Source organism: Haematomicrobium sanguinis DSM 21259 (assembly GCF_000688395.1).
Taxonomy (GTDB): domain Bacteria; phylum Actinomycetota; class Actinomycetes; order Actinomycetales; family Micrococcaceae; genus Haematomicrobium; species Haematomicrobium sanguinis.
The window spans coordinates 40443-54869 of sequence record NZ_JIAG01000004.1; the positions used below are offsets into that span (position 1 = coordinate 40443).

Below are 14427 nucleotides of genomic sequence, written 5' to 3' on the forward strand. Positions count from 1 at the left end.
TCCCCAGTGCGTTCGCGGGGCGCACCGCTCTGACTAGGGCAAATGTGAATGGCCCTCTTCAAAGTTGTGCAAAATTTGTGAGCCGCTGTCCTCAGGCGATCGGCTGGGCGCTCTCCAACGCATCGGCCAACTGCCCCAGCCACTTCGCGTAACTCGCGTAGGTGTACGGCCGCTTGTCATCCCAACCGATCACTTGCCCGGCCTTCACCGCAGGCAGCGCCTGGTACAGCGCGTTCCGCGAGACCACATCGGCGGTCGTGTCCAGGTTCAGCACCACATCGGAGCCGGCCGAGGACACCTCTTCCCAACTCATCTGGCCCCACGCCCGGTTCGCATCCTCCCCGGCCCGCACCACGTTTAGCCCCAACGAGTCCAGCAAATTCAACTGCGCGATCGCCGTCCGCCCAATGTACGCGGTCTGGTCATCCCCGCTGAGCGCCAGGATCCGAAGCGACTTCGCCGACTCCGGCAACGCCCGCAACCGCTCCACTGCCTTCTCATATTCGGCCTTGTCCGCCGCGACCGCGCTCGTATCCCCGCCAAGCTTCTTCGCCAGCTGCTCGTAAAACACAATCCGGTCCTCGGCGTTGTCCCCGCCGACCGGCAAGAACGGCGCAATTTTCACGGCCTGCGCCTGCACCGATTCATCCCACCAGGTGTACCCGGTCCCGTCCTGATTGCCGTACCCGATGATCACGTCCGGCGCGATCTGCGCGAGCGCCTCCAAGTTCAGTTCGGCGTCCTTGCCGACATTCTTCATCTCGGACACCTGCGCGTTTCCAATGCTCGTGCCCTCCTGCCCGTACCCAAACACCCCGTCCGGGCGCACCCCGTAATCCCACATCGACGCCGCCGAATATGCATCCGTAACGATCGTCTCGGGCGCTTTTGGCAGTGTGAATTCCCGGTCATACCCGGACAGTTGCACACTCCACGCCCCGGCATCGCTCGCCGACGGCGCGCTTTCGGTCACTTGCGCGGAGCATCCGGCAAGGCCCAGCCCCACAATAGCGGCCAGAGCAAATGTACGACGGCGTGACAAGACTCGAGTGATCATCGGGGGCTTTCTCCTGGGGTACTAGAGCGACGGGGTTGGTGAAAAGTGTGGATTGAAGCGGGGGACAACGAGCGGGGTGCCGGACTCGGGGTCTTCGATGATGACGCAGGGCAGGCCGAAGACTTCCTCGACCAAATCCTGGGAGACCACAGTTGTCGGAGCGCCTTGGGCCACGACCTCGCCACCCTTCATCGCGATCATATGGGTGGCGTAGCGGGCGGCGTGGTTGAGATCGTGGAGCACCGCGACGATGGTTCGGCCCTGCCGATTGAGCCGGGCGAACAGGTCCATGAGGTCGATTTGGTGGGCGATATCCAGGAAGGTCGTGGGCTCGTCCAAGAGCAGTATCGGCGTCTCTTGCGCCAAGGCCATCGCAACCCAGACCCGTTGTCGCTGGCCGCCGGAGAGCTCATCGACGAGTCGACCGGAAAGCTCGGTCAAATCGGTGTCGGCAAGGGCTTGGGCAACCGCTTGCTTGTCCTCGGCGCTCCACTGTTGCAAGAGTTTTTGGTGCGGGTAGCGACCGCGGGCAACGAGTTCGGCAACCGAGATGCCATCGGGTGCGATCGAGGTCTGCGGCAGCAAGCCGAGCCGCCGGGCAACCTCTTTTGCGGGGTACGAGTGGATGTCGTTGCCATCCAAGACGACCTCGCCGCGACTAGGCTTGAGCAGCCGGGACAGGCCGCGCAAGAGCGTGGACTTGCCGCACGCGTTCGGGCCGACGATGACGGTGAAGGAGCCGTCAGGGATGCTGACGCTCAACTGCTCGGAAATGACCCGCTTGTCATAGGCGAGCGTAACGTTCGCGGCGTTGAGCCGGTCTTGGGATGTCATGACTTTCGGGCTTCCTTTACCAACAACCAGATCAAGTAAATGCCGCCGAGGCTCACGGTGATGACGCCAACGGGTACCTGGATCGGCGCAAACGCACGCTGCGCCAGGAGATCACAGGCCATGAGCAGGGTGGCGCCCATGGCTGCCGAAGGCAAGAGCGCGACGCTCGTGGTGCGCGCGACGCGTTTCATCAGCTGGGGTGCGCACAAGGCGACGAAAGCGATCGGCCCCACTGCGGCGGTGCAGACGGCGGTCAAACCCACGCCGACAATCACGAGGAGGACGCGGGAGCGCTCCACGTTGACGCCAAGCGCGGCGGCGGCGTCATCCCCCATTTCCAACATCCGCAATTTTCCGGAAAGGACCAGCGCGAGGATCATGAACACCGCGATCGCGACCGCCGAGGGCAGCGTGTACCCCCAGGAGATGCCGTCCAGACTGCCGGCACCCCAGACTGCCGCGGCCATGGCGGCTTCCAGTTCCGCGGTCACAATGATCCAGGTGTTCACCGAAGCGAGCATCGCCGAAATGGCTATGCCCACAATAATGAGACGGAAACCGTGCATGCCGCGCCGCCACGCAAAGACATACACCAAGAGTGCGGTCGCGAGTCCGCCGACAATCGCACCAAATGCAACCGCGTAGTAGCTCGCGTTGAAGACGATCATGACCAGGAGCGCCCCGGTGTACGCGCCGGTATTGAAACCGATAATGTCCGGGGAACCGAGCGGGTTCTTGGTGAGCGACTGGAAGATGGCCCCGCTCATGCCCAGCGCCGCACCAATCACGAGCGCGGCGAGAACCCGGGGCAGCCGCCACTCCAACACCACCAATTCCGCACCGGCTGGCCCTTGGCCCACAAAGGTTGCAGCGACCTCGCCGATACTGAGCTCGTAGTCGCCAACACCGAGTGCGACCATCCCCAGGAGGACACCGATCGCCAGCACCACCAGGCTCGTCACCATGGTGCGCACATGGAAAACCGCCGATATGCCGCGTGTGGTGAGGGACGTCGTCGTACGGGAGAAGGTGACCGGTGCGCTGCTCATAGTCCGCTCACTTTTTTGCGGCGGACCAGGGCGATGAGCACGGGGGCGCCGACGAATGCGGTGACGATGCCGACCTGCAGTTCGCCGGGGGTGATGACGCGGCCGATGACGTCGGAGAGGAGCAGAAGCGCGGGCGCGAGGACGATGGAATAGGCGAAGATCCAACGCTGGTCGGGGCCGACAATCCAGCGGGCGACGTGCGGGATCATGAGGCCAACGAAGCCGATCGGACCGGCGGCCGCGGTGGCGGCGCCGCACAGCAGGGTGACCGCAATGACGGTGAAGAGGCGGGTGCGGTTGACGTTGGTGCCGAGCGAGGTGGCGGTGTCATCGCCCAGGGCGATGGTGTTGAGCGAGCCGGAGACCGCGAAGGCGATGACGATGCCCACCGCGATGAAGGGCAGGATGACCCACGCCATTTCCAGATCGCGGTTGGCCAGGCTGCCGGCGCCCCAAAAGCGCATCCGGTTGAACGCTTCCGGATTCAGCAGCGAGATCCCGGTGGAGACGCCTTGCAGGACGGCGCCGAGCGCAACTCCGGCGAGAGTCAGGCGGACCGGGTTGATGGGGCCGCGGCCGCCGGCGCCGATCAGGTAGACCGCGAAGGTGGCGATAATAGCGCCGGCGAACGCGAACCAGATGTAACCCATGATGGAGGTGACGCCGAAAAGTGCGACCCCGAGAACCACCGCGAAGGCGGCGCCCGCGTTGACGCCAAGAATGCCGGGATCGGCGAGCGGGTTGCGGGTGAGGGATTGGATGAGCGCTCCCGCGACGCCGAGTGCCGCGCCGACAATGAGCCCGACCACGGTGCGCGGCAGGCGGGATTCGCCGATAATGATGTCGGCCTCGGTGCCGGACGGGTTGAAGAGCCCGGAAAGGACTTCGTTGAAGGGGATGGGACGCGCGCCGACGCTGATGCTCAAGACGGCCACCAGTGCGAGCGCTGCCAGGGCGATGACGAGTCCGAGAGTGCGCCAGGATCGGGACTTAATCGCGGCGCGTGGCGGCTTCGCGGTCAGTGCGGGCGCCTCGGTCTTGAGCGCGGTGGCGGACATGGGAACTCTCTTGGGGGAGCGTTAGGTTAGCCTTACCAACATATCAGCTTCGCGTGGTGCGCGCACTCTGTGTTTAGGTGCTCTTACCTGTTATGGTCCCGAGCGGGTGGAGCTAATCACCTGGATGAGTACGCGGAGCGCAAGCACGAAGGCAACGAAGAGCAGGCAGTAGCCAAAGAATGCGTAGAGGCGGACCGAGTCGGTAATCATGGGGCCCGAGTCCGCGGTCAACAACATGATGCCGCCAATGGAGGCGAATCCGGCCAGGACTACTGTCACGAGCTGTTGAAGCATGCCAACGAGGAAGGAACGGTCTTCGGGTGCAGTGAAGGCGCGGACGTTGAGCGCGAAATTACCGTTCTGCAGGTCATCGGTGATCCGGTCGAGCCGCCGTGGGAGGCGCTGCATCAGCGGGAGGAAGGTCATTGCGAATTCTTGCGCCGTGTCTTTGAGATCAAAGTTCTTGGTTTCTTCGCGAAGCCGCTCGCGCCCATATTCGCGGGCGAGCGTGACCATGTCTTGGCGCGGGTCGATCAAGACCAGTGCGCCCTCGAGGGAAGAGAGCGCCCGGAAGGCCGCGGCGACCGGGGCGGGGACGGCGAACCCGTGGCGCATGAGCAGGGTGAAGACCTGCCCGAACAGGGTGTTGGAGTCTGAGCCGCCGTACGTGTCGACGCGGGTGAGGAGCGCGCCGATTTCCTTTTCGAGGGCGCGTTCGTCCAGGTCGGTGGGGCGGCCGAGCAGGTCAATGAGGGCGTCGGTGGCGCGCAGCGAATCGCCGGCATCCACGGCGAAGAGGAGCATTCCCAGTGCATTGCGGCCGGGTTTATCGAGTCTGCCGATGGAGCCGAAGTCGAGGAGGCCAAGCCCGCCTGTCTCGGAGATGAGGATGTTGCCCGGGTGCAGGTCCGCGTGGAAGGTACCGGATTTGGTGATTTGGTCCATCACTGCGGAGAGCAAGTATTCGGCCTTGGCTGCCCGCGTCGCGGGGTCGAGGTTGGCTAGGGTGGTGCGCGCTTCGGAGAGCGGCACCCCGTCAAGTCGAGTCATGATCAGGACCCGGTGCCGCGTCCACTGCTGGAAAACATGCGGAATGGCGATCTCGGTTCCGGCCGAGGCTTGCTCCATCGCCCGGGCGTTCGAGGCCTCGACGCGATAATCCAGTTCCTCGCGCAGGGACTCGCTAAAGCCCTCGGCGAGAGCGGTGAGCCCGATGCTTTTGCCCCACGCGGTCTTCTTTTCCAGCCAGCTGGACATGCGGGCAATGATGTCGAGGTCCACTTCCACCTGATTCAGCGCCCCGGGCCGCTGGACCTTGACGATGACGTCGGTGCCGTCGCGGAGGGTGGCTTCGTGGACTTGGCCAAGAGATGCGCTGGCGAGAGGTTGGCGGTTGATGGAGGTGAAGATCGCGTCCGTATCGCCAAGCTCCGCGGTCAGGACTTCCGATACGTTCTCCCACGGCATGGGCGCGGCAGAAGTTTGCAGGAGGGAGAGTTCCTCTACAAAGTCTTGCGGCAGCAGGTCGGGGCGTGAGGCGAGGGTTTGGCCGAGTTTGACGAAGGTGACCCCGGATTCCTCCAGCGCCATGCGCAAGCGTCTTGCGGTTTCGCGGTTTGGCGCGAGGTCCCGCTTGCCGCCGGCGCCCTGGCGCATGAAACGAGCGAGCCCGTGACGAAGGAAACTCGCGGTCACCTGCCGGTAGCGCTTATTGCGGCGATGGCGAGAGCGCCACTCTTTGAGCCACAACCACGGCGGGGTGATGGAGCCGGTGGGGATGACCGCTTCGAGGACCACCAGGGAAGCAAAAGAAAGCGCGAACGCCCAAGCAATCGTGAGACCGGCGAACAGCAAGAGCACCGGCATATCCACAAGCGGGCTGGCGTTCTGATCCACCAACCCGGCGGCCAATCCCACAAAGGTGAGCATTCCGCCGGAAACGTAGATGGAGACGATGCCGACCAGCAGCGAGCGCGGCCAACCGACCGGAGCGTTCAGGATGCGCCGCCCCGCGATGGCAATGAGCCACGCCACGATGAGGCCCATGACAAAGGAGAGCAGCACAAACAGAAGATCCACGCTTCCAGCATAGAAGCGCAATCAAGGCCCATTCATGCAACTTTTGATGGATATTGGCAGCAATTCGCCAACAACCATGGATTCCTCGCGGGCCAGCGCCGAACTTCGCCCCGTGCCCCGGCCTAGGAAATCTGCGAGTTCGGCGCGAACCGGCGATTGGCGAGCACCGGCAAGAAAGAGCGGACGTCCGCGATTTTTTGCCCGGTGACATCCACCGTGACAATCTCGCCAACCTCGTCATCCAAGAAATCCACCGGAATACCCAGCGGGTCCAAGATGGCAGAGTGACCGATCGTATGGCCGGAAGAGGTACCGGCGGCGGCAACCCACACCGTGTTCTCAATCGCCCGCGCCTTGAGCAAGGTCTCCCAGTGATCAATCTTATTTTCACCCTTGAACCACGCCGCCGGAACCGCCACCAAATCGGCACCGGAATCGGCGAGCGCCCGCGCCATCTCGGGGAAGCGCAGGTCATAACAGGTCATCAACCCGACTTTAAGGTCACCCACGGGAACCACGGTAGTGCCACCGTCCCCGGGACGGATCTTCGTCGATTCCTGATAACTGAAGGCGTCATAAAGGTGAAGCTTGCGGTAGGTACCCAGCGTATCGCCGTCGTTATTAATGGCCACCAGGGTGTTGAACGGGCGGTGATCGCCGCTCGGCTCATAGCCGCCCGCGATGAGCGCCAGGCCATTCTTCCGCGCGATGTCGGCAAGCGCGCCCAAAAACCGCGCCCACCCGGACTCCACCGCGTCGGCAAGCTCGCCGGAGACCTTGCCGACGGTAAACATGGACTCTTCGGGCAGGATCAGCAGTTCGCTGGAGTCCGCCGCGGCACGCGCGGCCAGCTCCGCGATCATCCCCAGATTTTCTTCCAGGTCACCGGTAGGGCGGAACTGTCCGACGCTCACGCGCATTGTTTACTCCTCGACGAGGTCATTGATGACGATCGTTTGGTCGCGGTCCGGGCCAACGCCGATCGCGGAGAACCGGGTGCCGGACATTTTCTCCAAGGTAAGCACATAATCGCGCGCATTGGCAGGGAGATCGTCTAACGTTTTGGCCCCAGAAATGTCCTCGGTCCAGCCCGGAAGATACTCGAAGATCGGCTTCGCGTGGTGGAATTCGGTCTGGGTCATCGGCATTTCGTCGTGGCGGACGCCGTCCACGTCATAGGCGACGCACACCGGGATCTGCTCGATACCGGTCAAAACGTCCAACTTCGTCAGGAAGTAATCGGTGAACCCGTTGACCCTTGAGGAGTAGCGCGCCAACACCGCGTCATACCAGCCGCAACGGCGCGGGCGGCCCGTGTTCACGCCGAACTCGCCGCCGGTCTTTTGCAGGTACTCGCCCATCTCGTCGAAAAGCTCGGTCGGGAACGGGCCCGCGCCCACTCGCGTGGTGTACGCCTTGATGATGCCGACCACACGGGAAATGCGGGTCGGGCCCACGCCGGAGCCAACCACGGCACCGCCGGCGGTCGGGTTGGACGAGGTCACAAACGGGTAGGTCCCGTGGTCCACGTCCAAGAGCGTCGCTTGCCCGCCCTCCATGAGCACGAGCTTCCCGTCATCCAACGCCTCGTTGAGCAGCAGCGAATCATCGACCAACAGCGGAGCCAGCCGGTCGCGGAAACTCATAAAGTAGTCCACGATCTCATCCACCAGCACGGCGCGGCGGTTGTAGACCTTGACCAGAAGCTCGTTCTTTTGGTGCAGCGAGCCCTCGACCTTTTGCCGCAGGATCGACTCGTCCAGCACGTCCTGCGCGCGGATCCCGAGGCGCGCCACCTTGTCCATGTACGCCGGGCCGATGCCGCGACCGGTGGTGCCGATCGCGCGCTTGCCCAGGAACCGCTCGGTGACTTTGTCCAGAATCTGGTGGTACGGGGCCACCAGGTGCGCGTTCGCGGAGACCTTGAGTTTGCTAGTGTCGGCGCCGCGCGCATCCAGCGCGTCCTTCTCCTCGAAGAGCGCCTCCAGGTTCACCACGCACCCGTTGCCGATCACCGGAATCACGTTCGGGGACAGGATGCCCGCGGGAAGGAGCTTGAGCTCATACTTCTCGCCGCCGACCACCACGGTGTGGCCCGCATTGTTGCCGCCGTTGGGCTTGACCACGTAATCCACGCGGCCGCCCAAGAGATCGGTGGCCTTACCTTTACCTTCGTCGCCCCACTGAGCGCCGACAATCACAATAGCTGGCATGGGATCCTCCCCCATCGCAAACGTATGCCCCGGACCTTCTGGCACCTGATCGCAATCACGGTGTAAGAGTGTTCGGGGCTCTTACTGTGTAAGTTTACCGGATCGACGGCCCACGCGCCCGGGCGAACCCGCCGCGTTCGCTCTTGGCGACCGGCTTCCAAGGCGAGGCGGCCGCGGGTGTCGGGGACGCGCCGTCGTGCTTCACATGCCGAAAAAGTTGGCGCAGATCGCTGAAGTTGTGCGGAATTCCGCACAACTTCGTTAATCTGCGCCTACGCGGGCGGGGACAAAGGCAGAAGTACGACGGCGTGTTCCCCACTTTTGCCCGCACCTCACCGCACGCGCGCCCTCCCCAGCGGGGGGATTGGCGGTTAGCATGAGTGCAACACCCAAGGGAGACACCGTGAATTCACTTTTACGCGCGCTGCCGCCAATGCGCCGCCGCGACCCGAACGAACCGCACCACACCGCCACCACGCTCGAGCTATTTTTCGACCTGGTGTTTGTGGTGGCGGTGTCGATTGCGAGCAAGAACCTGCACAGTTTTGAGCAGGAGGGCACGTTTACCGTCGGCATCATGGGGTATCTCATGGTCTTTGCCGGGATTTGGTGGGCGTGGATGAATTTCACCTGGTTCGCCACTGCCTACGGCACCGATGACTGGGTTTACCGGGTGCTCACGTTTGTGCAGATGGGCGGTGCGCTGACGTTTGCGGCCGGGATCGAGGGGATCGCGAACCCGACCGAGCCGAACTTCACGCTCGGGGTCACCGGGTACATCATCATGCGCGTCGCCATGATTCTGCAGTGGTTGCGCGCCGCGTTGAGCGACCCGGTGGGGCGCAAAACCGCGCTCGCTTATGCGTTCGGGGTCGCGGCGGTGCAGATCTACTGGGTACTGTTTCTCTTCTTCTGCCCGCGCGAATGGATCATTCCGCTGTTCTGGCTGGGCATGCTGTTTGAAATTTCGGTGCCGTTCTTGGCCGAGCGCATTAAACCGACCGAATGGCACCGCCACCACCTGACCGAGCGGTACGGGCTGTTCACGATCATTGTGCTCGGCGAGTCGATTCTGGCGTCCACGAACTCGGTCATTGAGGCCGGGCAGGACCCGGAAATTTTCGGCGACCTGGTGCTCCTGTCCATCACCGGCCTCACGATTGTGGCGTGCATGTGGTGGCTGTATTTCGCGTTGCCGCAGCAGGATCTGATCGGTGACTTGCGCACCTCGGTTCGCTGGGGTTACGGCCACTACTTTATTTTCGCCTCCGCCGCCGCGGTGTCCTCCGGTATCGAAATTGCGCTGAACTTTGAGACGCACACCACTGGGCTTGCGGCCGCGGCTGCTGCTGCGACACTGTGCGTGCCGGTCGCGGTGTTCGTGTTCTTTGTGTGGCTCTTGATTGTGCGGCCGCTGTGCTCCGGGCCGATCAACCTGGTTTTGCCGCTCGGTGCGCTGCTCATTGCGCTTGCGTCCTTCGCGCCGTATTCCTTGCAGGTCGCCGCGGTGCTCATGATTGTGCTGGTCATCATGGTGGCGCGCAAGGGCACTGCGATGGGCGCCGGGGCGGGTGCCGGGCAGGACGGCGAGAAGGGCGCGGGGCGGGGCGCCGGGCAGGGCGCCGGGAAGGGCGGCGAGCGCCCGAGCGCTACTTGACCGCGCCGCGCAACACTCCGGCCAGGATCCAGCGCTGCGCAACAATATAGACGATCAGTGTGGGTGCCATCTGCATCAGGTAAGAGGCGAACGCCAGCGGATAGTTCTGGTTGAATTCGCCCTGGAAGAGCTGTTGAAGCACCGGCAGAGTTTGCATTGTCGGATCCGCGATGATCATTTGCGGCATGAGGAAGTCATTCCAGGCCGCAAGGAATGCGAAGATGCCGATCGTGGCGAGCATCGGCGAGAGCAAGGGAACGATGATGGAGGTGTAGATCTTCCAAATCGATGCACCGTCAATCAGTGCGGACTCTTCCAGGGACGGCGGGATCGAGCGGAGGAAGGCGATCAGCAGGAGTGTGTTGAACGGGAGCCCCGCGAGAATATGCAAAATGGTGACGCCAATGGGGTTGTCCAGGCCCAGCAACCCGGTTTGCTTAGTGAGCGGCAGGATCACCACCACGAAGGGCACAAACATCGCCGAAAGCAGGTAGATGAACCCATACCGGAAGAACTTGTGATCCCAATTTCGCGAAACCGAGTAGGCCACCATGGAACTCAGCACCAGGCTGCCTAGGACGCTAAAGACCGTAATGAGCGCCGTAATGAGGATGGCGCGGCCAAAGTTCACGGTTTCGGCGGCTTCGGCAAAGTTTGCCCAGCGCACCGGGTCCGGCGGCTCGAGCCCGGTTTGCCCCACAATTTGGGCCGGCTCCTTGAGAGCCATGGCGATGGTGAAGTAGAGCGGGATGAGGATGGTGAGGGTTCCGGCAATCAGCAGGGCCGTCAGCCACCAGTTGACCTTGTAGCCTTCGCGGCCGATCCGGCGGGGGCGGCGGGTGCTTGCGTCGCGGCTCGCAGCAGGGTTTGCGCTCACGCTGGACATTACACATCTCCCCTACGTCGCATGGCTCGCAGTTGAATAATGGAGAAGCCAAGTGTCACCAGCAAGAAGATGAACGCGTTGGCCATCTGGTAGCCGTAGTAGCCTCCGCTGAACCCGGTAAAGATGACCTGCGCCACCGATGTCGTTGCGCCGGCCGGGCCACCGTTCGTCATACCGACAACCTGGTCATACACACCGAGATTCGCTTTAAACCCCAGCACCAGGTTGATGGCGACAAATCCGAAGAGCAACGGCAAGGTGATGCCACGCAACTTTTGCCAGGCTGTGGCACCGTCAATGTCCGCCGCTTCATACACTTCGTCATCGATGCTTTGCAGCCCCGCGATGTAAATAATGGTCGCGGCCGGAATGCCCGCCCACGCCGACACAATCACAATCGGGAACCAGGCCCAATTGGGGTCTGAGAGCATGCTGGAGGACCAGAACGTCCAGCCCCACTGGGCGAAAAGCCCCGGCAACGTGGTGGTGAAGAGGTAGTTGAAGACGTAGGCCACCACGATCATGGAGAGCACCATCGGGATGAAGTACATGGTGCGCAACGTGGTCTTGAATTTGATCTTGCCGTTCAACGCGATCGCCAGGGACATCGCGATCACATTGACGATCACCGTGGTCGCGATGGCAAAACCAATGGTGAAAACGTACGCACGCAACACCACCGGGTCCACAAACACGCTCAGGAAGTTGGCGATGCCGACAAAGTCCCACACACCGTAACCCGGGTAGTTGGTGAAGGAGAACCAGAGGCCGATGATTGCCGGGGCGGTGAAAAATATAAAGAAGAACACCAGCGCCGGAACGAACATCCAGTAGAACGTGGGGTCGATCTTGCGCGATTTCCGCCTGTTCGGTTGCGCTGCCGGGATGGACCGCTCGGGCTCTCCGGATTCCGGGCGTCCTGGCTGTTGCACGATTTGAGTCATGACGCGCTCCCGTCTTTCAGGCTTGCGGAGGGCCGGCGGGCCACGCGCGCCCAATCGTCATCGACCGCGCGCAAAAACGCGTCAACATTCCGGTCAAACGTCAGTTGTTGCAGTAGCGGTTCCAATTGCATGCCGCTCAACATGTAGGTGGACGCGCCCTGAAAGAACCGGCCCGCCGCCATCGCTTCATTGAGTCCATCAATTTTGGGATCGGTCGGCACGGGCGCGTTTTTGAGCGGGGAGTATGCTCCGTTGGCGCTCGTGTATTCATCAATGACGGGCTTGCTGACCAGCCATTCTACGAACTTGAGCGATGCGTCCTGGTTCGAGGCCTCTCGTGGGATTCCCACGAACATGTCCACATTCACTCTCACCTTCGCACCGTCGGGATCATCGGTCATGGGCGCCGGGAACGTGCCTAACTCAAGCTCCGGATTAATGGCCATGATGGGTGCGATCCCCCAGGGCCCCATGATGTACATTCCGGCCTCTCCGCGAGCCATGGCCGCGTGACCGTTCTGGTACAGCGCGGTCGAGGCGCCCTTTTGCGAAAATTGAAACAGTTCCACCACGCGAATTGCCGCGTCCACGTAGTCCTTTTGGAAGGACACCGGTGAGGTATCCGGGCTGAAGTCGGGCCCGAGCGCGTACATCTGGTCGAAGAACCCCTGGACATCGACCAGCCCGCCCGCTGCCGCGTCAAAGGGCCCCTGCTGCAAAGTCCAAGCATCGCGGAATGTTCCGTAAACCGGGATCTTCCCCGCGTCGCCGAGCGCTTTGGCGACCTTCTTGAACTCCGGCCACGTCCGCGGAACCTCCAACCGCAGGTCCCGAAAAATCGCCTTGTTATACAGCACCCCGGCACCGGCGATCGCAAACGGCAAGATGCTGGTCTGCCCCTCCAACGCCCCAAAGCCGCGGGTCAATTCCATCATGTCCGGGTTCATGTCGGCGACAATCGGCAAATCCGAAAGATCCCGGAAAACACCGCGCAACCCGTACTGCGCCGTGTCCCAGCGAAGGTTCATGGTGACCGCGTTGAACGGCTTACCCCGCACCAGGCTCGGCACAAATTTCACGAAATCGAAATCGACCTTGACCCGCACGTCATTTTGCGACTCATTGAACCCGCCCACCAATGTGTCTAGGAATTCTTTAATCTCGGACTTCGCATTGAGGTAGGTAATGTCCTTGACCGCGTCATTCCCACATCCGGCCAACAGCGGAAGCAGCGCGGCGCCCCCGGCAAGTCCCAACGCCTGTCGCCGAGAAAGGTGATGTGGCTCCCGCGGCGGGGTGGAGGCGGGTGATTTCGGTGCGGCCATAGAGAGTAGCGTACGTCACATCGACATCTATTTTTAGGGGTTGAATCCTGGAGTGAAGTCGGCTATTTACCACAGTCTTGTGAAGCACGACGGCGGGCTAGCGCCGGCTTTGGAGCGTTTGTTGCGTTTTCATGGTGGCAGCATTGATCTACTCGTGCGAATGTAGATAAATGCCTGAGTTCCTCTCTCGTTCAGCTATGCCCTCCCCCACCCCCTCTCCGAGTCCCTCAAACGTCTTACAGGACGTGGGGGACGGAGTTGCAGAGACCGCGACACAGGCGTGGGTGTGGATCTGGCCGTTAGTAGCAGTGGCCATTGCGGCGGTAGGTGCCTTTATCTTGGCCACGGTTCTGCGCATGGTCTTTGGACGCATCTTCCGGGATCGCCCACAGCTTCGGGACTCGGTCGCGAAGATGCGCTGGCCGTTCATGATTGTGGTGACGACGATTGCCTCGCTAATCGCGCTCAACGTTATCGGTGTCGAGAAGCCGTGGCTCCCCGCGGTGAATTTCATTGGACCGCTGGTGTTGATTGCGGCGATTGCCTGGTTGGCAGTGGTGGCGTTAGGTATCGCCGAGGCCGGGGTGCTGCATCGTTACCGCGACAAGATTTCTGACGCGCGGCGCATGGCTAAGCTGCGCACCCAGGTGACGTTGCTCAAGCGCGTGATCTCGGCGGTACTCATCACGGTGGCGGTCGCCGCAATGCTGCTGACGATCCCTGAAGTTCGCGCGCTTGGCGCTGGCGTGTTGGCCTCAGCCGGTCTGCTCTCGATTGTTGCGGGCCTGGCGGTGCAGTCATCGCTGACCAATGTCTTTGCCGGTTTGCAGCTAGCCTTTACCGACGCGATTCGCATCAATGATGTGGTCGTGGTGGACAAGCAATGGGGCAATGTCGAAGAGATCACCTTGACCTACGTAGTGGTGACGCTTTTTGACGAGACGAGACTCATTCTGCCCTCGACCTATTTCACGACGACCCCGTTTCAGAACTGGTCCCGCAAAGGGTCCGAGCTGCTGGGCACCGTGTTTTTGGATGTGGACTGGACCGTTCCGGTGGCCGAGGTGCGCGCCGAGTTGGAGCGGATTCTACCCGAGGAGCCGCTGTGGGATAAGCGAGTCGGTTCGCTCGTGGTCACCGACGCGGTGGGCGGAACCGTACAGCTGCGAGCCCTCGTTTCGGCTCGCGACTCCTCCGACATCTGGGACCTGCGTTGCGCGGTACGGGAGAAGCTGGTCGACTTTGTCGCGGCCCGCTACCCGGAGGCGCTTCCCAAGCAGCGCTGGGAAATGGAGCCGAACGGCACTGCACCGCAACAAAACTAA

The 14427-nt window shown here is 62.2% G+C and carries 12 protein-coding genes; 2 read left to right on the forward strand and 10 right to left on the reverse strand.

Translation table 11 applies throughout. The features are described 5' to 3' along the window. Positions 1 to 91 precede the first annotated feature (91 nt). The 7 genes from O148_RS0104415 to O148_RS0104445 form a co-directional block, all read right to left on the reverse strand. Positions 92 to 1057, reverse strand: coding sequence for an ABC transporter substrate-binding protein (locus O148_RS0104415; RefSeq protein WP_035744941.1), 966 nt, complete (start codon positions 1055 to 1057; stop codon positions 92 to 94). Between the two features lie 21 nt (positions 1058 to 1078). Next, complete coding sequence (locus O148_RS0104420) at positions 1079 to 1891, reverse strand: ABC transporter ATP-binding protein (RefSeq protein ID WP_026529941.1); 813 nt, start codon at positions 1889 to 1891, stop codon at positions 1079 to 1081. Next, positions 1888 to 2940, reverse strand: a complete 1053-nt coding sequence (gene fepG, locus O148_RS0104425; RefSeq protein ID WP_026529942.1) for an iron-enterobactin ABC transporter permease — start codon at positions 2938 to 2940, stop codon at positions 1888 to 1890. The genes O148_RS0104420 and fepG overlap by 4 nt, the downstream gene beginning before the upstream one ends. After that, positions 2937 to 3998: a Fe(3+)-siderophore ABC transporter permease gene (gene fepD / locus O148_RS0104430; protein WP_026529943.1), complete on the reverse strand. Its 1062-nt coding sequence runs from the start codon at positions 3996 to 3998 to the stop codon at positions 2937 to 2939. Before fepD ends, fepG begins: the two co-directional genes overlap by 4 nt. A 90-nt stretch (positions 3999 to 4088) precedes the next feature. After that, positions 4089 to 6077, reverse strand: a complete 1989-nt coding sequence (locus O148_RS0104435) for an ABC1 kinase family protein (RefSeq protein ID WP_026529944.1) — start codon at positions 6075 to 6077, stop codon at positions 4089 to 4091. A 122-nt stretch (positions 6078 to 6199) separates the two neighbouring features. Then, the gene (locus O148_RS0104440; RefSeq protein WP_026529945.1) at positions 6200 to 6997 is read right to left on the reverse strand and encodes a carbon-nitrogen hydrolase family protein; all 798 of its coding nucleotides are present in this window, start codon (positions 6995 to 6997) and stop codon (positions 6200 to 6202) included. A gap of 3 nt (positions 6998 to 7000) precedes the next feature. Further along, complete coding sequence (locus tag O148_RS0104445; protein ID WP_026529946.1) at positions 7001 to 8290, reverse strand: adenylosuccinate synthase; 1290 nt, start codon at positions 8288 to 8290, stop codon at positions 7001 to 7003. A 403-nt stretch (positions 8291 to 8693) separates the two neighbouring features. On the opposite strand from O148_RS0104445, the gene O148_RS14840 reads away from it, so the two are divergent. Further along, positions 8694 to 9947: a low temperature requirement protein A gene (locus tag O148_RS14840; protein ID WP_075204282.1), complete on the forward strand. Its 1254-nt coding sequence runs from the start codon at positions 8694 to 8696 to the stop codon at positions 9945 to 9947. Here the strand turns inward: O148_RS14840 and O148_RS0104455 are convergent. Genes O148_RS0104455 through O148_RS0104465 form a run of 3 tightly spaced genes read right to left on the reverse strand, consistent with a single transcriptional unit; the run spans position 9940 to position 13102 of the window. Further along, on the reverse strand, positions 9940 to 10833 hold the full coding sequence (locus O148_RS0104455; protein WP_026529947.1) for a carbohydrate ABC transporter permease: 894 nt from the start codon (positions 10831 to 10833) through the stop codon (positions 9940 to 9942). The two genes, O148_RS14840 and O148_RS0104455, sit on opposite strands and share 8 nt — an antisense overlap. Further along, positions 10833 to 11777: a carbohydrate ABC transporter permease gene (locus O148_RS0104460; protein WP_084157071.1), complete on the reverse strand. Its 945-nt coding sequence runs from the start codon at positions 11775 to 11777 to the stop codon at positions 10833 to 10835. Before O148_RS0104460 ends, O148_RS0104455 begins: the two co-directional genes overlap by 1 nt. Continuing rightward, positions 11774 to 13102 carry an ABC transporter substrate-binding protein gene (locus O148_RS0104465; RefSeq protein WP_026529949.1) on the reverse strand — a complete coding sequence of 443 codons (1329 nt, stop codon included), beginning with the start codon at positions 13100 to 13102 and terminating at the stop codon, positions 11774 to 11776. Before O148_RS0104465 ends, O148_RS0104460 begins: the two co-directional genes overlap by 4 nt. Before the next feature lie 197 nt (positions 13103 to 13299). Here O148_RS0104465 and O148_RS14845 point away from each other — a divergent pair, with 197 nt between their 5' ends. Further along, on the forward strand, positions 13300 to 14427 hold the full coding sequence (locus tag O148_RS14845; RefSeq protein ID WP_084157073.1) for a mechanosensitive ion channel family protein: 1128 nt from the start codon (positions 13300 to 13302) through the stop codon (positions 14425 to 14427).

Bases quoted from the DNA above. Each gene is read 5' to 3' on its own strand.
- O148_RS0104415 (WP_035744941.1), bottom strand. From the start codon at position 1,057: ATGATCACTCGAGTCTTGTCACGCCGTCGTACATTTGCTCTGGCCGCT.
- O148_RS0104420 (WP_026529941.1), bottom strand. From the start codon at position 1,891: ATGACATCCCAAGACCGGCTCAACGCCGCGAACGTTACGCTCGCCTAT.
- fepG (WP_026529942.1), bottom strand. From the start codon at position 2,940: ATGAGCAGCGCACCGGTCACCTTCTCCCGTACGACGACGTCCCTCACC.
- fepD (WP_026529943.1), bottom strand. From the start codon at position 3,998: ATGTCCGCCACCGCGCTCAAGACCGAGGCGCCCGCACTGACCGCGAAG.
- O148_RS0104440 (WP_026529945.1), bottom strand. From the start codon at position 6,997: ATGCGCGTGAGCGTCGGACAGTTCCGCCCTACCGGTGACCTGGAAGAA.
- O148_RS0104445 (WP_026529946.1), bottom strand. From the start codon at position 8,290: ATGCCAGCTATTGTGATTGTCGGCGCTCAGTGGGGCGACGAAGGTAAA.
- O148_RS0104455 (WP_026529947.1), bottom strand. From the start codon at position 10,833: ATGTCCAGCGTGAGCGCAAACCCTGCTGCGAGCCGCGACGCAAGCACC.
- O148_RS0104460 (WP_084157071.1), bottom strand. From the start codon at position 11,777: ATGACTCAAATCGTGCAACAGCCAGGACGCCCGGAATCCGGAGAGCCC.
- O148_RS0104465 (WP_026529949.1), bottom strand. From the start codon at position 13,102: ATGGCCGCACCGAAATCACCCGCCTCCACCCCGCCGCGGGAGCCACAT.
- O148_RS14845 (WP_084157073.1), top strand. From the start codon at position 13,300: ATGCCCTCCCCCACCCCCTCTCCGAGTCCCTCAAACGTCTTACAGGAC.